The sequence below is a fragment of the Methanoculleus sp. MH98A genome (assembly GCF_000691865.1).
Classification (GTDB): domain Archaea; phylum Halobacteriota; class Methanomicrobia; order Methanomicrobiales; family Methanoculleaceae; genus Methanoculleus.
Genome location: NZ_JMIO01000012.1, coordinates 34,309 through 54,310 on the forward strand (window position 1 = coordinate 34,309; position 20,002 = coordinate 54,310).

The following is a 20,002-nucleotide window of genomic DNA, read 5'->3' on the forward strand; positions in this document are numbered from 1 at the left end:
CCGACACTAACGATCGGTGTTCACAGGCGGCTTGTGCCGATCCTCCCCCGATCGAACCCATATGCCGGGCGTGCCTGTCGCGCACCTGGGTTGTCCCGCGGATCATTTCCGGGCGTCTCGCCAGATGATCACCCGGGGACCTATAAGGTGCGCTTTATCGGCCCTGTATTATTTATTCTCCCGGGATAAATATCCTTGCCCGGGATACCACAACGGACGCGCCTCACGGTAATCGCCGTGGACATAGACCCGTGTTCCCCCGACGATCACCTCCTGCGGGAAGACCGCTTCGAGCCCCTCGAACGGCGACCAGCCGCACTTCGCGTGGAGGTGGGAGGCGTCGATCCGGGTGATCTCGTCCGGGTAGAGGGCAAAGTCCGCCCGGTCGCCCGGCTCAAACCCCGCGCGCGGGATACCGAGGATGGCGGCGGGCTTCCACGACGTCTTCTCGATCACCGAGGCGAGGGTGATCCGCCCTCTCTGCACGGCCGCCATCAGGAGCGGCACCATCGTTTCGACCCCGGGGATGCCGGAGGGGGCGGTCTCGAACGGCACGGATTTCTCTGAAAACGTGTGTGGGGCGTGATCGGAGGCGACCACGTCTATCCTGTCCCAGCACGACCACAGATCGCGCCGTGTCTCCTCGTCCCGGAGCGGCGGATTCACCCGGGCCCGGGTGTCGTCCGGATCAAACATCCCGTGCGAGAGGAAGAGGTGGTGCGGCGTTGCCTCCACCGTGCCGCGCGCGGCCTCGATCGAGGCGGCGGTGCTGAGGTGGCAGAAGTGGAGCCGCATCCCCGCCGGGGCGAGGCCGGCGATCTTCTGCACGGCGCGGGCCTCCCCCTCGCCGGGGCGTGCGAGGTCGTGATCGGCGAGCGTCGCCGGCGCCTGGCCGCTGACCTCCTCGGCGTGGACGGTCACGAGCCCTCCGAGGGCGTGAATGCGGGCAAACAACTCTCTGAGCGTCTCCGCATCAAGCCCCTCGCCGTAGCTCGACGGTGCCGCGAAGGTCTCCCCGAACGCCATCGCGCCGGCATCCCGCATCCCGGCAAGATCGGCCTCCGGCACGACGCCCGCGTTCACCGCAAACCCGCATACGGCCCGCTCCTCCGCCTCGCGGATGCGAGCCCGGAGGAGTTTGGGCGTGGTGATGGGCGGGACGGTGTTCGGCTGGTCGACGACGACCGTCACCCCGCCGGCGACCGCGCTCGCCGTGCCCGTCCGCCAGTCTTCCTTCCCGGCCTGCACTCCTCCCCGCATGTGGACGTGCATATCGACCGCTCCCGGAAGGCAGGTATACCCGGTGCAGTCGACCGTCTCCTCGCCACGCACCGCCGCGCCGACGTGCCGGACGAGGCCGTCGGCGACGACAATGTCGGCGCGCCGCCCCGTCGGGAGCGTCACGTTTCGGAGCACCAGGTCGGCGTTCATCGGCAGCACGCCTCCAGGTCGCGCCGGGTTGCAGAGTGAACCTCGACCATGTACGCGGGTCGGTAACGCGTCTTCGACTCGCGGAGCCCGGGCACGCCCATGTCGCACTCGCGATTGACGTAGGGGTAGCGATCCCGGAGCCCGGCCGCCGTCTCGGTCGCGATCACCTTGTAGATGTCGCGATAGGTCTCGGGGAGCGCTTTTTCGAAGTGGACGACCGCCATAGATGCGTTGACCTGCCCGACAATCGATATCGCCCCGATGGTGCCGCCGATCCTGACGATCCAGCCCTCGAGCCCGATGGTGAAGAAGTTGTTCACGGCAAAGAGGATAGCATCTTTTTCATAAGCAAGGACGGGCACCGAGTCGCAGTCCCGCCACTCGCACCAGACGACCAGGAACTCCCAGACCTCATCGATGTTCTCCTCCGTGATCTTCTCGACCACATACTCGTATTCCCGCTCGAACCGGTTGACCTGCCGCCGGATGGTGGCGTAGCCCTTCCCGGCGAGTTCGGCGAGGTCTTCGGTCCGGTAGACGTAGTCGAAGAAGTCCCGGTTCTCGTGCAGCGGGAGGTCCGGGTAGCGTTCCCGGAGCCACTCCTCGTTTGCCGGGTCGAGGACCCGCAACGGTATCTCGCCGCCCTCCCGGAGCGCGAGGTCGATGACGTCCTCGAGGAGATCCGGGTTTTTCGGGCCGATCGGCATGCGAAACGCTGTCACGCCGTCGATGGTGCTTGAGAGGACGATCGAGCCTTCGGCCTCTACGAAACGGTAGTCCGCGTAGTGGTTCCAGCAGACCATGTTCGCGAACGTGTTGTCGCTGTGCACCTGGGGGAACTGCCGGTAATGCCTGGATAAGAGGTCGCGATCGTCCAGGCTCACGGGCTTGAAGTCGGTCAGTTTCAGCATGCTTACCTCCTATCCGGGTACCACCGCATGGGTGTGTGCCCTTCCATCCTCCGAAAACCGAGTGCGGTGTAGAACGGCTCGGTTCCGGGTTCGGCGACGAGGGCGATCCAGGCGACACCTGCAGACGTACAGTAATCGAGCAGCGCAGATAAGACCATCGTTCCGATGCCCCGGCCCCGGTAGCGCGGCAGGACGACCAGATCCTGGATGTAGCCGTCCGAGACCCCGTCCGAGATCACCCTGCCCATGCCGACCGCTTTGCCGGTCGTCCGGTCGATGGCGACGGCGAAGGCGAAACTTCCCGCGATGAGGGCGGCGAGATCGGCAGGGTCCCATCGCTCGTTCCACCAGCCGCCCGCCCGGTAGAGGTCGGCGATCGTCTCCACGTCCCAGACGTTCACCAGACGCACCTCGATGCCCGCCTCCTCCGTCATCGGTTCATGCCTCTCCATAGGAGTGCTCACGGCGTTTATCGTATATGACAGGCGCGGGTCTCACCCGGGTTGTGCAAAAAAGTGTTGTCGTCCTTTTAGCAGACGCGCGGAACCGGATCGCCGACCGGCGGTTCGATGAACCGCTCTCCGCCGATGGCGGTTCGCATGACCACGTGCGAGCCTTCTACGACCTCACCGACGATCGCGGCGTCACGCCCGTAGGGATGACTCCGGAGCGCCGCGAGGACGGCCTCTGCCTCCTCGGGGGCGACGCCCATGATCACTTTGCCCTCGTTCGCCACCTCGAGGGGATCGAGGCCGAGCATGCCGGCGGCGCTCCGGACGCTCGCCCGGAAGGGGAGGGCTTCTTCCTCGATGACGACACCGACACCGCTCTTACTCGCCATCTCGTTGATGGCGTTCGCAAACCCGCCTCTCGTCGGGTCTTTCATGGCGTGGATCTCCCCGGCCGCGAGCGCCTTCTCGACGAGCGGCCAGAGGGGGGCGACGTCGGACTTGATCTGGCCGCCGAAGTCGAACCCCTCGCGGTGGGCCATGATGGCGATGCCGTGGTCGCCGATGGTGCCGCTGACCAGGATCTTGTCGCCGACCTCCAGGCCGTTGTCCCGTACCACCCGCTCGGCGACGCCGATCCCGGCGGTGTTGATGACGAGGGCATCAAGCGCGCTCCGCTCGAGCACCTTGGTGTCGCCCGTGACGAGGTTTGCCCCGCACTCCCCGAGTGCTGCGTCCATCGACGCGACAATCCGCTCGAGGTCGGCGACCTCGAAGCCTTCGGGGATGACCATGCCGCACGAGAGGGCGATCGGCCGCCCGCCCATCATCGCGAGGTCGTTGATGGTTCCGCAGACGGCGATCCTTCCGATATCCCCGCCGGGGAAGAAGATCGGCGAGACTACGTGGTTGTCGGTCGTGAAAACGATGTTCTGGCCGTTAAGGGGGATGACCGCGCCGTCGTCCAGCGATTCGAGCCCGATCCCACCGGCGTTGTTGTGCTCGAGGTTGGTGATGACGTGCAGGAGCTCGCCCATCACCTCGCCGCCGGCACCATGCATGAGGTTGACTTTCATTCTTCGTCCACTTCTATCTCGATGTTGGTAACTACTATTTCCATTCCTGCAACGATTTCAGGGAGTTTCCCGCACTGAGGACAGACAAACCGCTCGTTTCCCTCGTAGCCGCATGAGCAGCGGGTGTGGGCCTCGACGTCCCGGCACGAGAGGTGTGCTCCAGAAAAGAGCGGGTCGTCCTCGATGATGACGTTGAAGAGGAACTCCACCTGTTCGGGATTCACCATCGCCAGTTTGCCGACATCCACACTGACGCACTTCACCTCTTTTGCGTCGTTCTCGATCGCGGCCCGGCGGGCGGTCGTGTAGATGTCGTAGGCGATGCTGTACTCGTGCATTACTCCTCCATTGCGGCGTAGACCTGCCTGAAGACCTCGCGGGTCTCGAGCCCCTCCTCTCTGCTGAGGCGCTGGATGGCGAACCCGACGTGGACGAGCACGAACTCCCCGACCTTCACGTCGACGAGGTCGAGCCTGACCTCCTGCTGCAGGTCGCCGAAGTCGACGACGCCGATGTTGCCCTCTTTTATCTCGAGTACCTCAGCGGGCATTGCAATACACATGTCCTCTCTTCCTCTCCTGTTATTTTGTTCCGTTGTCAAAAAAGGTTGACCATGCTGCACGGAGGAACCCGGAGCAGCCGTTGTGGCCGGCGCGATTCCCCGGACCCTCCGTATTCAGGTACCTATAGATCGATTTGGGGGGTAAAAAAGATATGTTTGTCTCCGGTTCCGGCCCCCGGAGGGGCGGAGGGCGGGGCCGACCGTGGTGCGCCGGCCCCGGTGCCGCCGGCCCGCGGGCGTTGCGGTGTTTGTGCCCGGGAGCGTAATGTTACGGGAGTACTGTATCTGCTTATTCCCGCCTGTCCCCGTGCAGTGGACCGTGGTGGCCTGCGCACCGCCGGTGCTAGATCCTGAATCGAAACTTTTCGGTTTTCTCATCCAAACCTTCGGCATACCCTAATCGGAGAGCATAATTCCTAGAAATCTGCCATATGAGGCCAATTCTAGGCGTTGAGGGTGAAACGGCTTTCCATTGGGTATCGCCATTGGGGGAGGGGCTGACGGGGAGGGGGCGTGCCCCCCTCCCCTGTCTCTACCTTGTACTCGGACATCTGTAACCCCCACCACCCGCGCTTCGCGCTCCTCCCCCGCACCTTCGGTGCTTCAACTCCGCTCCTTGAAGCCTGATGGCTTCTCAAACTCCCGTCCTGCGGACGGTCGTTCCTAGCGGAGCGTCGTTCCGCCCCCAAGGGGGCGGGCAGTGCGTGGCGATAGGCGATGGAAATCCGTGCATGGGGTTATGCGATGTTCCGATGGGAACGACAGTCTGCAGGATGCGATGGCCCGGAGAGTGCGACGTTCCAACGGAATGCGACTGCCCGTAAGGGCAGGAGCTTGAGCACTGATAAGTGCGAACGGAGAATGAGAAGACCAAAGGTCTTCGAGTCCAGAGTTTGTCTTTTGGGACGACCTCATCCTCAATGGGGTAGAGACCGGGGGGATGCGCCCTCGCACCTAACGGTGCTCACGCTCACTGCGTTCGCGCCTCGCACCTGCGGTGCTCAAGCTCGCTATGCTCGCGCCTCGAAACCCTGCGGGTTTCTCGAACTCCGTCCCTTCAGGACGTCGTTCCCCCAATGGCGATATCCCCATGGTCCAGTGCATCGGGGTAGGAGGGAAAAATGGATCTTGTCTATCTCAACCGCTTACTGAAGACTTGCAGATGTAATGTATGCCAACCTGTCAGACTGGGATTCGGCCGCCCTGAGTGAGCGCAGAACCTCCTCTACCTCTCCCGTCGAAACACCCCCTCCACCTCCGCCCGGGGGAGGTCCTGCCCCCTGATCCGCATCGGCCAGCGGTGTGTTCGGACCGAGACCGCCGCGAGCGGTGCGAAGAGTTCCGCCGTCTCGGCCTCGGTGAAGTAGTGGGTGATGATGCCCTCGCCCCGCCGGAACGTCCACGGCTCCGTCTCCGTCCCTTTCCCGGCGCGCATGTCTTCGACGGAGAAACCCCGGAAGAAGAGCGTTCCGCCGGGCCCGAGCACCCGGACGGCCTCGGAAGCCAGTGCTTTGCGACCCTGCTCCGGGAGGTGGCCGGCGACGTGAACCAGGAAGACCGCATCGAACGCCCCGGGCCGGAACGGCAGGTGCCGGGCGTCGGCGACGGCGAGACCGATCTCCGCCGTCCCCGGGCGCCGCCGGGCGAGGGCGACGGCTTCGGAAGAAATGTCGACCGCGGTCACACGCGGAGAACGCCGGGCGAGGGCCGCAAGGGTCTTGCCGTTCCCGCAGCCGACCTCGAGGACGGCGGCATCGGCGGGGAGGTCCGGGAGCGGCGCGGGGGCTCCGCCCCAGAGGTTTCCCCGCCTCCGGTAATCCTCGTCCCAGGGGGATGGATGGACAGTCACTGATCAGAGGTCGGCGCCGCTCCCGGATAATCATTCGCGCCGGGCGAGATCCTCCCGGCGCACGAACCGGAGCGATGCCGAGTTCATGCAGTAGCGCTGGTGGGTCGGCGGCGGTCCGTCGTCGAAGACGTGGCCCAGGTGGGCGTCGCACCGCCGACAGAGCACCTCCGTCCGGTTCATGAAAAACCGGGTGTCGGGTTCCGTCCTGATGTTTCGGTCCGAGACGGGCTTGGAGAAACTCGGCCAGCCCGTCCCCGACTCGAACTTCGTCTCCGAGGAGAAGAGGTGGTTGCCGCAGCAGACGCAGACGTACAGCCCGTCCTCCTTGCAGTCCCAGTACTTCCCGGTGAACGCCGGCTCCGTCCCCTCCTTCCGGGCGACGGAGAACTGCTCCGGCGTCAGCTGGCGCCGCCACTCCTCGTCGGACCTGACGACCCTCTCGACCTCTTCCACCTCTCCGGTCACGGCGTTGCAGACGTTCACCGTTTCGACGGTTTCTACGGCTTCCCTGCTCATCGGTCACCCTCCGGTTCCTCCCGGCCCTTGACCGGAGAGCAGATAAATCGTTCCCCGCCGCTGCCCGGGTGACGGGCCACTAGCCGGCGGGCACGCCGTACCCGTCCCGGATGCGTTTTCGCATCCGTTATATATCCGCCGGTCGATGAACCATCATGGAGAACTATTCCCTTCCGGGAAGGAGGCTTGTAGCACTCCTCCTCCTCTGCTGCCTCTTCGGCGCTGCCGTCACGGCAGGCTGCACGGGGACTTCCGCGGAGCCGGAACCACAGGTTCCGACGTCGGAGGCGACACCGGGCGCTCACACCATCTACTCGCCCGCCGGGCCGAAGCCGTCGTTCTCGGCCAGCGTCACCACGCCCGAGAAGCATATGCGCAGCGACGGGTCCTGTTACTGGATCGTGACCGGGACGGTGACCAACGACGGTGACGGGCCCGCGAGAAACGCCGTCATCCGGTTCATGCTCGTCGACGACGAAAGCAATATGATTCGGGCGACCGAGACCATTCTCGCCCCCTGGTTCCAGGCGGGCGAGACGAAGATATTCACCATCGACGCGTTCCCCGGCGACTGTGACCGGCAGTACCACGCCGAGATCGACGTCACGCACGATATCCCGTAAGGCCGGGGATGAGCGTTATCCGGATACGGGTTTACAGAGGAGATGAGATGAAGATACTTGGGATAAATGGAAGCCCCCGCGGCGCAAGGAGCCAGACACTCCGGCTCGTCCAGGCCGTTCTCGACGGGGCGGAGAGCGCCGGGGCCGATGTGGAGCTCGTGGACGTCACGAAGCTCCGGATCGAGTACTGCAACGGGTGCCTGGTCTGCTGCGAGCGGGGCGAGTGCGTCAAGAACGACGATTTCGCCGAACTCTACCACAAGATGCTTGAGAGCGACGGGATTGTCCTCGGGTCGCCCAACTACATCGACTCGGTCACCGCCCAGATAAAGACGATGCTCGACCGGATGGCGGACGCCATCCACTGCCAGATGTTCATCGGGAAGTACGGGTGCGCCGTCTCCACGGCGGGCGGCTCCGGGGCGGACGAGGTCGTGGCGTACCTGAACCGGGTTCTCCAGACCCTGGGCGCGAACACCGTGGGCGGCATCGGCGTGGTTCTCGCCGGCGACCCGGAGACGATCGTGCCTGCGGAAGGGAGGGCCTACGAGCTCGGGAGGAAACTCGCAAGAGCCATCGAGAAGAAGGAGACCTATCCCGATCAGGAGGAATTCCACGCCGCGATGTGTGATCGGATGCGGGCGCTGGTCACGGCGAACAGGGATCGCTGGCACCACGAGTACGACTACTGGAAGGAAGCCGGGCGAATACCCTAGGTCTTCTCCTTGACGCGGATCTCCTCGATGATCCGCTGCAGTCCTTCCCGGGCCTCCGGCTGCGCCTCATCGAGCGCCAGGTCGAGAGCCGGGATAACCGCCCCGCCCATGCGGATCAGGCCCCATTCGGCCCGCTTTCTGACCACAAGCGCATCGTCCTTGAGTGCCCGGACGAGCGGGGCGACGGCACCCTCTCCCCCGATCCGGTTGATGGCCCGGACGGCGTTCGCCCGCACCTCTATCAACGGATCGGTGAGCGTCTCCGCAAGTACCGGGAGCGCGTCGGCACCGACCCGTTCCACCTCGGCCCATCTTCCCTGCGCCATGAGGCAGAGCGTGAGTTCCGCACGGGTTTCCGGCTTCCAGCCGCCTGCTTTCAGCGCTTCGGCGACCCCCGCCCGGAACGTCTCGTCCCCCGAGCGGAGCGCGCCGACCAGGTGGCGGCGTATCGTTTCGCCGGGATCCTTGAGAGCCTCGAGCGCGGCGTACCTGACCCGGTCGTCCACGTCGCTCAGGGCCTGGATGAGCGGTTCGAGGGCGCGAAGGTCCCCGATGTAGCCGAGCGAGCGGGCGGCGGCAACCTTGACCGCCTCGTCCCTGTCCTGCAGCGCCAGCGTCAGCGGTTCTATCGCCTGTTTGCTTCCCATGTACCCGAGCGCCTCCGCTACGGCTGCCCGGACCACGCTGTCGCGCTCGCTTTTGAGGGCTCCGCTCAGGGCTTCGATGGCCCGTGCGTCTCCGATATTGCCCAGGTTTCGGGCAGCAACCAGCCGGACAAACCGGTCGGTGTCGTTCAGGGCGTCCGTGAGCGGTCCGAGTGCCGCTTCCCGCATCTCCCCGAGAACCCCGGCGGCGGCGCGCTGCATCTCCGGGTCATCGTCCTTGAGCACCCTGAGCAGCCCTTCGGCGGCCGGCCGCCCCATTGCGATAAGCCGGGTGGCAGCGGACGCCTGCACCTCCACCGATCTGTCATTGAGTGCAGTGATGAGCGTATTGATCTCTTCCCGGCTCTCCTGCCCGACGGAACTCTTCACGGAGGCTTCTTTCTCCTCCCGGGCCCTGTTGCCGAAGGTGCTCTGCCACATGCTCGCTGCGCGCCGTCTCATGAGCGTGGTAGCCGCCTTTTCCCGGACCTCCCGGTCCTCGTCGCTCAGGGCATATGCCAGTGCCTCGTCCGCCCTTCCCGGCTCAATCCCCCCGAGGGCATCGACTGCTGCGAGGCGCCCTCCTTTACCTCCTTCGCGCAACACTGCCGCGAGCGGTTCGACTGCGAGGTTCCCGAATCCCCCGAGAACCCGGGCGGCAGTCACGCCGACTTCCCGTGCGGGGTCCTCGAGATGCCTGATAAGGAGCGGTATCGACCGGGGGTTCCCGATGATCCCGATCGCTCTCGCTGCCGTCAACCGGACTACCGGCACCGGTTCCTCGAGTGCCGCTTCCAGCGGCTCAAGCACATCCGGCCCGAACACCGCAACGGTCTTGGCCGCCACGGACCGGACTCCGGGGTAGTCGTCGCCGAAGAGGCGTATGAGCGCTTCGAGTGCACGCGCGTCCCCGATTTGCCCGAGCGCGGCGGCAGCGGCACTGCGAACATCCTGCCCGGCGTCGCCGGTGAGCAGGATCAGCGCGTCGACGCCGTTCTCGTCGCCGATATCGCCGAGCCCCTCTGCGGCGGCGATACGGACAGCGTCGTGCGGGTCGGAGAGCGCGGCGATGAGGAACTCGACGGCCGGCGCCCCCAGGCTCCGCAACGCCGCAACCGCCGCCGCCCGGATCTCCGCGTCGTCGCTCTGCAGGGCGTTGAGGTACCGTTCGAGCGACGCCTTCCCCGGTGCCTGCTCCGGCGGTTCCGGGGGTGCGGCGGGATCGTCCGGCTCCGGCAGAACGGTTCTGCCCGGCTTTCGGGGAGCAGGAACTTCCTCGTTTGTGCGCTCTTCGTCGTCGATTTCCTGCTCGACGCCTGTGGGGGGGACGATCTCGTCCAGTGAAACCGGTTTTCTCGTTTTCGGCCGGATATTTTCGCCGGCCCCCGCTTCGGCCTCCGGTCTCTCCTCCAGGAGTTTCTCGACCTCTTCGGCATCGTCCGGTTGTTGGGCGACAGGTTTCTCCTCCCCGCCGGTGACCGGCTGCCCCGCTTCCGCCCGTGCCGCCGGCGGAGGTCCGCGACGAGCCGGCCGGTCGGGTGGCCGGGAGACCGGTCCGAAGCGGTCTTCGATCCGCTTCCTGGCGGCAAGCCCCTCCCTGAGTTCCCGGTCGTAATCGGAAGACACAGTCTGTACCGGTCTTGCCCGGGAGTTCTCCTCGTTGCGCGACCTGATGTAATCCAGCACGACGGCTGCCTGCTCGCGGATTTCGGGGCTGTCGGAATTCATCGCCGCGTGCAGGGCATCGAGCGCGGGTTGCCCCAGTTGCCGCAGCGTCTCGCTCGCGCCGGTGCGGACACCCGAGTACTCGACCTCCAGCGCCCGGATGAGCGGCGGGATTGCCGCCCTCCCCATCCGGGCAAGTTCGTTCCACTGCTCCTTTGCGATCAGGTACCCCGCTCTCTCAAGATCGTTTTCCGGAATCCAGTCCAGCCGGTCCAGCGCCCAGGCTGCCTCCATCCGTACCGGGTGGCAGGGGTCGTCGAGGGCTCCGACCAGGGCAGGTTTTCCCCGGTCGTTGCCTATCTCCCCGAGCGCCTCGGCAGCACGGACGCGGAGGTCCACCTGGGGGTCTTCCATCACCCTGACGAGCGACGGGACGGCCCGGGAGTCGCGTATCTTCCCGAGCGTTCGTGCCGACTCGCTCCGAATCCGGGGCTCCTTGCTGTCGAGGCCCTTGACAAGGATCGGAACGGCTGCCGCCTGGAGTTTTGCGAGTTCCGCCCAGTCTTCCAGGAGGAAGTAAAACCACACCTTCTCGGAGAGGTCGTCGGGCACCCACCGCAGTGCGGCAAGCCCGGCGGCGGCCTCTCTCCGGACCGAGTGGTTTCTGTCGCGGAATGCTTCAGTGAGCGCCGGGATTGCCTTTTTGCCTGTTCCCCGGATCGCTATCACGGCGGCACGCCGAACCGCCGGCTGTTTGTGATGCAGCGCGAACTGCAGCGTCTCGGAGAGCGAATCGCCCTCCTCCGCGACTGCACGGGTGATGGCTGCCTGCAGGGCCGGGCTTGCCCGGAGGATCAGGGCGAGGAGCAGGGGGATGGAAGGAGCGCCGGCCGAAGCCAGCGCCCCGAGGATTCGTGCCCGTGAGACGCGGTTGGCATTCTCAAGTCTCTCGAGAAGGTCGGGGACGGCGGAGACCCCGAGGGTACAGATAGCTCGCGCTGCATCGGCGCGGTTGCCGGCTTCTTCACCGTCCAGAACCGCAATCAGGCCGGGACAATCCTTCGTCTGCCGTAGTCCCTCGATATTCGCTCGGAGTTTATCAAAGAATGCCATGTCCTCGTATCGGTAAAGTGCGCGTCCGGGGTGCCGTCTGGCCGGATCTCCTTTTATTCAGATTATATTCGTTATCCGTTATCAATAAATGTTCCATTTCATGTCTTGCGGCGTACCGTGGTTTCAAACGGGATCGGTTTGTTGTCTTCCGGCTTTCCTGCATCCCGCCCGGCCGATGCGAATCTTTATCGGTGCATGTCCGGTATACGGGGACCCTATGGTAAGGCTGGAGATCACCAGGCTGCCGGGCATCGTGCAGGAACTCGCGCCGGATATGGAGGAACTCGCAGGCCGGATCTACTCCTGGTACGTCGAAGCCGGACACCTGGTCTTCCCCGATCCGATGCGCGAGTGGGTGCGGGAGAAGTACGGCGATATCGAGACACAGCAGATCGTGAGGGTGACCAATAACCAGACCGGCGAGAGCACGCTTTTCAACTCCGTCCGGGCACGCCGGCCGGTCATGACGCCCCGCGCCGAAGAGACGCGGGATCTCCGGGCGCTCTCGGCGGAGGGTCCGTTCGCAAACCCCCTCGAAGAGACGCCGGCCGATACGTTCGGGAGGATCGACGGCGATTACTGGGTTACGGCGAGCAATATCGCCAAGTACGATTACCTCCACGCCGTCATCATCGCGAAAGAGAACGACCCCTACGTCACCAGCGAACCGCAGATCGCCGATATGATCAGCGTGGCCGTCCGCTGGTGCCAGGATGCACACCGCGCGGATCCCCGGGCTATCTACCCCTTCATCATCTGGAACTTCCTCTGGCGTGCCGGGGCAAGCATCGTGCACAACCATGCCCAGGTGCTGCTCACCCACCAACCCTATGCCGCTCCGGCACGGCTCGAGCGGGTCCGGGAGGAGTACCGGTGCCGCTACGGGAGCGAGTACTACGACGACCTCTTCACCGTCCATACCGCCGTCGGCCTCGGGCTTGTCTATAAAAACGCCCGTGTCATGGCGCACCTCACCCCGAGAAAGGAGCACGAGGTCGCGATCGTCACGGAGTCGCCGCACGATCTCGCGGGGGCGCTCGCAAAGGTGCTCGAGTGTTACCGCAATATCGGGGTGCAGAGTTACAACGCGGCGGTGTACATGCCCCCGCTCGGGGAAGAGGGGCATTACGCCGCGTGGGTGGTCGACCGGGGGGACCTCCATTCCCGGACGTCGGATATCGGGGGGATGGAGGTCTATGCCGGGACGCCAATCGTCTCGTCCGACCCGTTCCGCCTGATGGAGCACCTTACGGCCGCCATGCTGCCGTGACCGTTCAGCAGAGGATTGTGTCGTGGTTCGGGAGTTTCCGGTACACGCCTTCCATCCGTTCCGCAACGCGGGTCCACGGGAACTCTTTCTTCACTTTGTCGAGCCCCTCCCTGCCCATGGTAAGCGACTTCTCGGGGGAATCCGCCACCCGGGAGAGCCCTTCGGCAATCGAGTCCGGGTGCGGCCGCACCTTGACCCCGTCGGTCCCGTGCTCGATGTTCTCCGAGAGCCCGCCGACGTCGGAAGCGACGACGCACCGGCCGGCGCTCCACGCTTCGAGGAGCACGAGCCCGAACGGCTCGTTTCTGCTCGGGATGGCGACGATATCGCTTGCGTTGAGAAGTTGCACGTAGTCCGCGTCGGTCAGCCGTCCGAGGAACCGGATGGGAAGCGACCGGGCCCGGGTCTCGAGTCCCCGGCGCATCTGCCCGTCGCCGATAAACGCGAACTGGCCGTCGGCGTGCTCCCGGAGGAGTCCGGGGGCTGCGTCCACCAGCATGTCGGGCCCTTTCTGCCATGCAAGCCGCCCGACGAAGAGTATCATCGGGGAGTCCGGGTCGAATCCGTAGCGCCGTTTCACCGCTTCCGGGTCGACGTCCGCCTGGTAGTGGCCGGGCACGATGCCGTTATGGACGACGTCGATCTTCCAGTCCGGGATCTCGTAGAGGCTCATGGCCTCCTGCCGGAGGGTCGAGGAGACCGCGGTGATATGCTTTGCAATCGATGCGCCGCAGTGTTCGATCCTGGTAATCTCCGTGAACGGCCGCCCGGTGCTGAACGTATTCCCGTTCCTTCCGAATTCCGTCGAGTGGTAGGTGAAGACGGTCTCCCTGTCCCGGAGCCGCTGGAGTGCGTCGACCACGTGCCAGTCGTGGAAATGGAGGAGATCGAACGACGGTGCGTCGAACTCGCGGAACCGATCGAGCATCTTCCCGCTCATATCGGAGCAGTACCGGACGATGTTCTCTCCCGACGGCCGGCAGTAGTGGTACCGCACTCCGTTGATCTCGGCGTCCTTCCCTTCTCCCCGGGTGAAAAAATGCACCTCGTGGTTTTGTGCCAGCGTCTCGGCAAGATTTGTTGCCGCGTTCGCGAGCCCGCCGACCCGCTCCGCATACAACGACTCCCAGCAGAAAAATGCGATCTTTAGATTTTCCATGGTATTCCTCATATCGGGCATATCGTTTCCGCCGACCACCGGGGCTTATGGTCCCTTCCGATACTTCAGGATCCGTATCGGGCCGGCCGGCCTGCCGCCTGTGCGCTTCATATCGCCTCTGAGTTGATATATCTTTCCGGGATTCTCTAAAAAAGTCCGAAATGAGGTTTTTCCGGGTTCCAACGCACCCGGTCAGGAAGAGAAGGATTCTTTCAGGCGCCGCTCGAGGCTGGTGCTGTGCGAACCCATCCAGTAGAGTTTCCGGCACCTGGGGCACCAGGAGAACTCCTTCCCCCGGGTCGACCGCGGGGCGTAGTGTGCCTCCCGGATCTCCCGCAGGGTGGCCGGCCTGAGGCGCGTGTTGCAGAGCGAACAGCGGCTCATCCTGATCTCGGGCTCGATCAGCCCGAGGTCGGCGATCTGCCGTACCTGGGCCATGATCTCTTCCGACGCGATGTAGACGGCCTGCTCCCCGCCCCGCCGTGCGAGTTCGCGGTCGCGGGTCAGAAGAAGCCGGTCGTCCCTGACGGCGATCTCGAGGAGGAGGGTGTCTTCCCGGGAACTCCCCGGGGTGAGGCTGTTTGCGCTCATGGTGTCGTAGCCCATGAACCGGAGGTAGCGGGTGAGCGTCCCGAGCATCCGGTCGGTCATGAATCTCTGCCGTTCACCGGATCTCCGAGACATACTCGATGCGCCCGCCGCATTCGGTGCAGGTGTGTCCTTCAAGCCCCCGTATCCTGACTGCGTAGCCCGACCGCTCGATGACGATGCTGCCGCAGGAGGGGCAGTAGGTGCTCTCGTAGGGGTGCCCCCCGACGTTGCCGAGATATGGGTAATGAACCCCGAGTTCTTTTGCACGCTCGTAGATCTTCTCAAGAGCCCTGATCTCGGTCGGCCTCGCGTCAAGCATCCTGTAGTCGGGGTGGAACCGGGTGAAGTGCATCGGGGTGTCGGGGCCGAGGTTCTCGAGCACCCACCGGATAAGCGCCTCCATCTCTTCCATCGAGTCGTTCTGTCCCGGGATGACCAGCGTGACCGTCTCGACGTGCATCCCGAGTTCCTTTGCAAGCGCCGTCGCGTCGAGGACCGGCTGCAGCCGCCCGCCGCAGACCTTCCGGTAGAAGGCATCGGAGAACGATTTGATGTCGACGCGGAAGGCGTTGAGCATTCTTGCAAGTTCGCGGAGCCCCTCTTCGGTGATGTAGCCGTTCGTGACGTAGACCGTCCCGAGACCTTTTTGCCGCGCCAGCTCCCCCATCGCGAGCGGGTATTCGTGCCAGATGGTGGGCTCGTTGTACGTCCACGCGATGCTTGCAGAGCCCGACCGGATCGCCCGTTCCACGCCCTGCTCCGGGCTGATGTCCCTGAGCGATTCCATCTCCAGCGTCTGCTGGGAGATTTGCCAGTTCTGGCAGTGCGCGCAGTGGAAGTTGCACCCGATGGTGCCGAGCGAGTAGGAGAGCGTTCCGGGCAGGAAGTGGTAGAGCGGCTTCTTCTCGATGGGGTCGACCGCTTCGGCGATGACCTTGCCGAAGGTGGCGGCATAGAGCGTGCCGCCGCGATTGATCCGGACGCCGCAGATCCCCTGTCTCCCCTCCTTGATGGTGCACCGGTGAGGGCAGAGCGAGCAGTGGACGGTGTCGTCCTCCAGTTTCTGGTAGAGTCGCGCCTCGTGCATACGATCACCGCGTGAGGGGAACCATGATAGTTATTGCGGGCGGGCTACCGGTCACCCCGTTCATCGTCTTCTTCATCGTACTCGACGACAAGGGCCCCACGGTAGCCGCAACGCTTGCACCGGTAGATACAGCCGGTATATCCTCCGGTAACCGCCCAGACATCCGTAGAGTTGCATGCAGGGCAGTGCAGCATCTTCACAACAGGTATATGAGTGATATTGGGGATAATAATAGGGTGGGATGAAGAAGATCGTAATTTCTCTGGGCGGGTCGGTTCTGGTTCCTTCGCTTGAATCGAACAATATCGATCGATATGTTTCTGTTTTGAAGAAGATCTCCGGAACGTGCCGGATTTTCGTCGTCGTCGGCGGCGGCGGGGAGGCGCGCCGGTATATCGGGGTCGCCCGCAGTCTCGGTGCCGGGGAGGCGGCGGCGGACGAGCTCGGCATCATGGTGACCCGGCTGAATGCGCGTCTTCTCATCGCCGGACTCGGGGATGCGGCCTATCCGCGCGTTGCGGAGGACTACACGGAGGCGCAGGAGTTCGCACAGGCCGGCAAGATCGTCGTCATGGGCGGCATCACGCCCGCGCAGACGACCGATGCGGTCTCCGCGGTTCTCGCCGAGAGCGTCGGTGCCGCCCTCCTCATCAACGCCACGTCGGTCAACGGGATCTACAGCGCCGACCCGAAGAAGGATGCCGGTGCGGTGAGGCACGAGCGTCTCACGCCGCAGGAGCTCCTCGATATCATCACCGGGAGCCGGATGGATGCGGGCGCGAACACGGTGCTCGATATCGTGGCCGGGAAGGTGATCGAGCGGTCCGGCATCCCGCTCCTGGTTCTCGACGGCCGCGACCCGGAAAACCTCTACCGGGCGATCGTGGAAGGTGCGTCCGTCGGCACCGTCGTCTGCGAAGAGGATTTGGCTCCTCTGTTGTCCTGAATCTCTCTTTCATCGGCAACTATTTTTGCCTGGATTCCCAACGTATGGTGGTACGGGGGCAGTAGGGTAGCCTGGTCCATCCTAGAGCGTTTGGGACGCTTTGACGGCAGTTCGAATCTGCCCTGCCCCATCTATCATGAACCGCACGACCGCCTGCGAGATCTACCGCCGTCTTCTTGAGCATTATCCCATTGTCGACGGCAGGCGGCATTTTCTCGAGTTTCATAACCCGTATGAGACGCTGATCCTCACGATCCTCTCGGCGCAGACGACCGACCGCGCCGTGAACGCCGTCCGCGACGATCTCTTCTCCCGCTACCCGACGCCGGAGGCGCTCGCCCGCGCGGAGCCCGGGGAGGTGGAGCCGCTCATCAGGACGATCGGGTTCCACCACACGAAGGCGCGCCATATCGTCGGGGCGGCAAGAAAACTCGTCGCCGAGTTCGGTGGCGAGGTCCCGCGGACGATGGAGGAACTTCAGACGCTGCCCGGCGTCGGGAGGAAGACGGCAAACATCGTTCTCTCCCACGCGTTCGACATCAACGTCGGCATCGCGGTCGACACCCACGTCCGCCGGGTCTCGAAGAGGCTGGGGTTCACCGACAGCACGAACCCCGACATCATCGAGCGCGATCTCATGGCTCTCTTCCCCGAGGAGGCCTGGCGGGACATCAACTACCTCCTGATCCGCCACGGGCGCGCCGTCTGCACGGCAAAGAACCCGAAGCACGAGGAGTGCGTCGTCGCGGACCTCTGCCGGTATTACCGGGAGCTGGGGGCTGCAAAAGAGAAGGGCGGAGAGTAGGCCGGACGGGGGCGGCTCGCGGTTGCGCTCTGAGCTGTTGTTCTCCGGGACTCCCGCAAAGCCCATCTACGGATTTTTTCGGACTCTGTTCTTATTGGAATGCTGCCTATCCCATGCACGGCTTTCCAGGGGACTACGCACCTGCGGTGCTCGTGCTCCTGCCCTTCGGCCAGTCGCCAGTCCAAGACCTTCGGTCTTCTCCAGCGATGTCCCTATGGGACATCGCTTATCGCCACGCACTGCGCCCCCCCTCGGGGGCGGGAGGAGCGCGAAGCGCGGGCGGTGGGGGTCACAGGTAGAGCCTTACGGGGTAGAGACAGGGGAGGGGGGCTGCACCCCCCTCGAAGACCAAAGGTCTTCTCATGCTCACTTCGTTCGCACCTCGCACCTATCGGTGCTCAAGCTCGCTTCGCTCGCACCTCAAAGGCCTTCGGCCTTCTCGTGCTCCGTTCCTGTCGGAACATCGCACTCCCCGTCAGCCCCTCCTCGCACTTTCGGTGCTCGAACTCCGCTCCTGCGGAGCGTCGTTCCCCCAATGGCGATATTCCCACGGTCCAGTGTACCGGGATCTCCCACAGTTATGATGTATGTTCGAATTTGAAACGTCATCTGGTTCAATCGCAACTGTTCATGAGAATTGGATAAGAGCACTACCAGGTTCAAATTACGTAACCGACGGAAATCCGTGGATGGGTTTGTGCGATTGCCTGGGGTTTCAGGAGAGTATAACCGTATCAGACTTCGTCCCGCGATCGTCAACCATCACGAAGGTCGATTAAAAGGAGCACGGGCGACCGGGCAGAGAACCGGTTTATTCAAAATCCCCCGCCGATCAGGCCCGCGCGGCGAGGTAACACCCGCCGGCCACGATCGCCGCCGCCGGGATCGTCAGGACCCACGCGACCAGGATCTCCCGGACAACCCCCCACTTGACCGCCGAATAGCCGCGGGTTGTGCCGACGCCCATGATCGCGCCGGTTGCCGCATGGGTCGTCGAGACCGGGACGCCGAACGCGGTCATCAGCGAGAGGACGCTCCCGGCTGCGGTCGATGCGGCAAATCCCTGGTAGGGCCGGATCCGCGTGATCCGGTTGGCCATCTTGTCGATGACGCGCCATCCGCCGAGGAGCGTTCCGAGGGATATGGCAAGCGAAGATGTGAGGATGACCCAGAGCGGGACGGAGAACTCGGTGATCAGGCCGCCGGCAAGGAGCATCGCGGTGATGATGCCCATCGCGTTCTGGGCGTCGTTGCTTCCGTGGCCGATGGCCTGCAGCGAGCCCGAGAAGATCTGGAGGTTCTTGAACATACGCGATAAGCGCCGGGGAGGATGGTTGCGGAAGATCCAGGTGACGAGGGTGCCGAGGGCGAAGGCGGAGAGAAATCCAAGTGTGGGGGAGATGACGATGAAGATCACGACCGCGAGGATGCCGCTGATCTTCAGAAACCCGGTTGCGATGGCGAGCGGAATTGCCACCGTCACCCCGATGAGCCCGCCGAGGAGGAGGTTCCACGGCTTGAAGTCGCCTCTCTGGCGTGCAATAACGCCCGTGATGACTGCACCGAGGATCGCGCCCGCGAACCCGTAGAAGACGGTCTGCTCGATGACCACAAGCGACGGCCAGAGGATCGACCCTGTTCCCGCAGCTGCAATCCCGGCACCGAGCAGCCCCCCGATCAGGGCGTGGCTGCTCGAGACCGGGATCCCGAAAAACGAGGTCGTGAAGACCCAGAGAACCGCGCCGAGCATGCCCACGAGGATCAGCGTCGGCGTGAGAGATACGGGATCGACGATCCCCCTGCCGATGGTTGCCGCAATCGCCGTGGTGAAGAGGAGGGGGCCGAGGAGGTTGAAGACGCCGGCAAGAAGCACCGCCTGCAGGGGTGTTAAGGCCTTTGTCGCGACGATGGTAGCGATCGAGTTTGCGGCATCGTTCAAGCCGTTTGCAAAATTAAAGAGTAAGGCAAGAAGGATGCCGAGAACGATGATCGGGTCCATAGTGGTCAGGAGTGCCTGATGGCTATGTCGCTTAAGACATTCGCGACGTCTTCGCACTTGTCGGTCGCCATCTCGAGGTTCTCGTAGATATCCTTGAGTTTGATGATGGTAATGGCATCCTCCGTTTTGAAGAGATTCATGATGGCGTGGCCGAGGACGTTGTCCGCGACGTTCTCCAGGCGATTCACCTCGATGCACCGCTCCTCGATCAGCCCCGGGTTCTTGATCGTCCGGATACCGGTCACGGCCTTCTCGATCTCGATGACACTCAGCCGGATCAGTTTTGCAAGTTCGATCATCGAGTCGTCGGTCTCGGCGATGCCGTAGCTGTACATCTGGTGTGCGGTGCCGTCGATGTAGTCGAGGATGTCATCGAGCGCCGATGCAAGGCGGGAGATCTCTTCCGGCTCGAGCGGCGTGATGAACGTCCTGTTCAGCTGCTCGTAGATCTCATGCGAGATCTCGTCTCCCTGGTGCTCGATCTGCTTCATCCTATGGCACTGCTCTTTCACGTTCTCGAAGTTCTCGACGAGTTCGACGAGCAGATCGGCTGCGGAGACGACCGTCTGGGCCATCCTGTCGAAAAGATC

General features: G+C 63.9%; 20 protein-coding genes and 1 tRNA gene. 6 read left to right on the forward strand and 15 right to left on the reverse strand.

Going from position 1 to position 20,002, the window contains the following annotated elements; translation table 11 throughout:
* Positions 1 to 168: 168 nt before the first annotated feature.
* The 8 genes from EI28_RS02435 to msrB all read right to left on the reverse strand — a co-directional run bounded on the left by EI28_RS02435 (position 169) and on the right by msrB (position 6,794).
* The gene (locus EI28_RS02435) at positions 169 to 1,431 is read right to left on the reverse strand and encodes a dihydroorotase family protein (RefSeq protein WP_048112395.1); all 1,263 of its coding nucleotides are present in this window, start codon (positions 1,429 to 1,431) and stop codon (positions 169 to 171) included.
* Positions 1,428 to 2,342 carry a DUF2156 domain-containing protein gene (locus tag EI28_RS02440; RefSeq protein WP_048112366.1) on the reverse strand — a complete coding sequence of 305 codons (915 nt, stop codon included), beginning with the start codon at positions 2,340 to 2,342 and terminating at the stop codon, positions 1,428 to 1,430. Before EI28_RS02440 ends, EI28_RS02435 begins: the two co-directional genes overlap by 4 nt.
* Before the next feature lie 2 nt (positions 2,343 to 2,344).
* On the reverse strand, positions 2,345 to 2,776 hold the full coding sequence (locus EI28_RS02445; RefSeq protein ID WP_011843865.1) for a GNAT family N-acetyltransferase: 432 nt from the start codon (positions 2,774 to 2,776) through the stop codon (positions 2,345 to 2,347).
* Between the two features lie 95 nt (positions 2,777 to 2,871).
* The gene (gene hypE / locus EI28_RS02450; RefSeq protein WP_048112368.1) at positions 2,872 to 3,867 is read right to left on the reverse strand and encodes a hydrogenase expression/formation protein HypE; all 996 of its coding nucleotides are present in this window, start codon (positions 3,865 to 3,867) and stop codon (positions 2,872 to 2,874) included.
* The gene (locus tag EI28_RS02455; protein ID WP_048112370.1) at positions 3,864 to 4,205 is read right to left on the reverse strand and encodes a hydrogenase maturation nickel metallochaperone HypA; all 342 of its coding nucleotides are present in this window, start codon (positions 4,203 to 4,205) and stop codon (positions 3,864 to 3,866) included. Before EI28_RS02455 ends, hypE begins: the two co-directional genes overlap by 4 nt.
* The gene (locus EI28_RS02460; RefSeq protein WP_011843868.1) at positions 4,205 to 4,429 is read right to left on the reverse strand and encodes a HypC/HybG/HupF family hydrogenase formation chaperone; all 225 of its coding nucleotides are present in this window, start codon (positions 4,427 to 4,429) and stop codon (positions 4,205 to 4,207) included. The genes EI28_RS02455 and EI28_RS02460 overlap by 1 nt, the downstream gene beginning before the upstream one ends.
* A 1,225-nt stretch (positions 4,430 to 5,654) precedes the next feature.
* Positions 5,655 to 6,278, reverse strand: coding sequence for a class I SAM-dependent methyltransferase (locus tag EI28_RS02465; RefSeq protein ID WP_048112372.1), 624 nt, complete (start codon positions 6,276 to 6,278; stop codon positions 5,655 to 5,657).
* Positions 6,279 to 6,308: 30 nt separating this feature from the next.
* Positions 6,309 to 6,794, reverse strand: a complete 486-nt coding sequence (gene msrB / locus EI28_RS02470; RefSeq protein WP_048112374.1) for a peptide-methionine (R)-S-oxide reductase MsrB — start codon at positions 6,792 to 6,794, stop codon at positions 6,309 to 6,311.
* A 155-nt stretch (positions 6,795 to 6,949) separates the two neighbouring features.
* Here msrB and EI28_RS02475 point away from each other — a divergent pair, with 155 nt between their 5' ends.
* On the forward strand, positions 6,950 to 7,417 hold the full coding sequence (locus EI28_RS02475; protein ID WP_048112376.1) for an FxLYD domain-containing protein: 468 nt from the start codon (positions 6,950 to 6,952) through the stop codon (positions 7,415 to 7,417).
* Between the two features lie 47 nt (positions 7,418 to 7,464).
* Complete coding sequence (locus EI28_RS02480) at positions 7,465 to 8,133, forward strand: flavodoxin family protein (protein ID WP_048112397.1); 669 nt, start codon at positions 7,465 to 7,467, stop codon at positions 8,131 to 8,133.
* Here EI28_RS02480 and EI28_RS02485 read toward each other — a convergent pair.
* On the reverse strand, positions 8,130 to 11,555 hold the full coding sequence (locus tag EI28_RS02485; RefSeq protein ID WP_048112378.1) for a HEAT repeat domain-containing protein: 3,426 nt from the start codon (positions 11,553 to 11,555) through the stop codon (positions 8,130 to 8,132). The two genes, EI28_RS02480 and EI28_RS02485, sit on opposite strands and share 4 nt — an antisense overlap.
* A gap of 217 nt (positions 11,556 to 11,772) precedes the next feature.
* Between EI28_RS02485 and EI28_RS02490 the strand changes: the two genes are divergently transcribed.
* Positions 11,773 to 12,825: a hypothetical protein gene (locus EI28_RS02490; protein ID WP_048112380.1), complete on the forward strand. Its 1,053-nt coding sequence runs from the start codon at positions 11,773 to 11,775 to the stop codon at positions 12,823 to 12,825.
* 4 nt (positions 12,826 to 12,829) lie between these two features.
* On the opposite strand, the gene EI28_RS02495 is transcribed toward EI28_RS02490, so the two are convergent.
* From EI28_RS02495 to EI28_RS13900, 4 genes are all read right to left on the reverse strand, one after another.
* Positions 12,830 to 13,984, reverse strand: a complete 1,155-nt coding sequence (locus tag EI28_RS02495) for a glycosyltransferase family 4 protein (protein ID WP_048112399.1) — start codon at positions 13,982 to 13,984, stop codon at positions 12,830 to 12,832.
* 192 nt (positions 13,985 to 14,176) lie between these two features.
* Complete coding sequence (locus EI28_RS02500; RefSeq protein WP_082223059.1) at positions 14,177 to 14,635, reverse strand: Mut7-C RNAse domain-containing protein; 459 nt, start codon at positions 14,633 to 14,635, stop codon at positions 14,177 to 14,179.
* A 13-nt stretch (positions 14,636 to 14,648) separates the two neighbouring features.
* On the reverse strand, positions 14,649 to 15,662 hold the full coding sequence (amrS, locus tag EI28_RS02505; RefSeq protein ID WP_048112382.1) for an AmmeMemoRadiSam system radical SAM enzyme: 1,014 nt from the start codon (positions 15,660 to 15,662) through the stop codon (positions 14,649 to 14,651).
* 44 nt (positions 15,663 to 15,706) lie between these two features.
* Positions 15,707 to 15,862, reverse strand: a complete 156-nt coding sequence (locus EI28_RS13900) for a hypothetical protein (RefSeq protein WP_155937221.1) — start codon at positions 15,860 to 15,862, stop codon at positions 15,707 to 15,709.
* A 41-nt stretch (positions 15,863 to 15,903) separates the two neighbouring features.
* Between EI28_RS13900 and pyrH the strand changes: the two genes are divergently transcribed.
* The 3 genes from pyrH (at position 15,904) to nth (ending at position 17,413) form a co-directional block, all read left to right on the forward strand.
* Positions 15,904 to 16,608 (forward strand): UMP kinase, encoded by a 705-nt coding sequence (gene pyrH, locus EI28_RS02510; protein ID WP_048112384.1) that lies wholly within the window; start codon positions 15,904 to 15,906, stop codon positions 16,606 to 16,608.
* Positions 16,609 to 16,663: 55 nt separating this feature from the next.
* Positions 16,664 to 16,738: transfer RNA gene (locus EI28_RS02515), tRNA-Pro, on the forward strand.
* 6 nt (positions 16,739 to 16,744) lie between these two features.
* Complete coding sequence (nth, locus tag EI28_RS02520; protein ID WP_048112386.1) at positions 16,745 to 17,413, forward strand: endonuclease III; 669 nt, start codon at positions 16,745 to 16,747, stop codon at positions 17,411 to 17,413.
* Positions 17,414 to 18,245: 832 nt separating this feature from the next.
* Here the strand turns inward: nth and EI28_RS02525 are convergent.
* Both EI28_RS02525 and EI28_RS02530 read right to left on the reverse strand, forming a co-directional pair.
* On the reverse strand, positions 18,246 to 19,412 hold the full coding sequence (locus EI28_RS02525; RefSeq protein ID WP_048112387.1) for an inorganic phosphate transporter: 1,167 nt from the start codon (positions 19,410 to 19,412) through the stop codon (positions 18,246 to 18,248).
* A gap of 5 nt (positions 19,413 to 19,417) precedes the next feature.
* Positions 19,418 to 20,002: DUF47 domain-containing protein (locus EI28_RS02530; RefSeq protein ID WP_048112403.1), on the reverse strand; the 585-nt coding region annotated here is incomplete at its 5' end.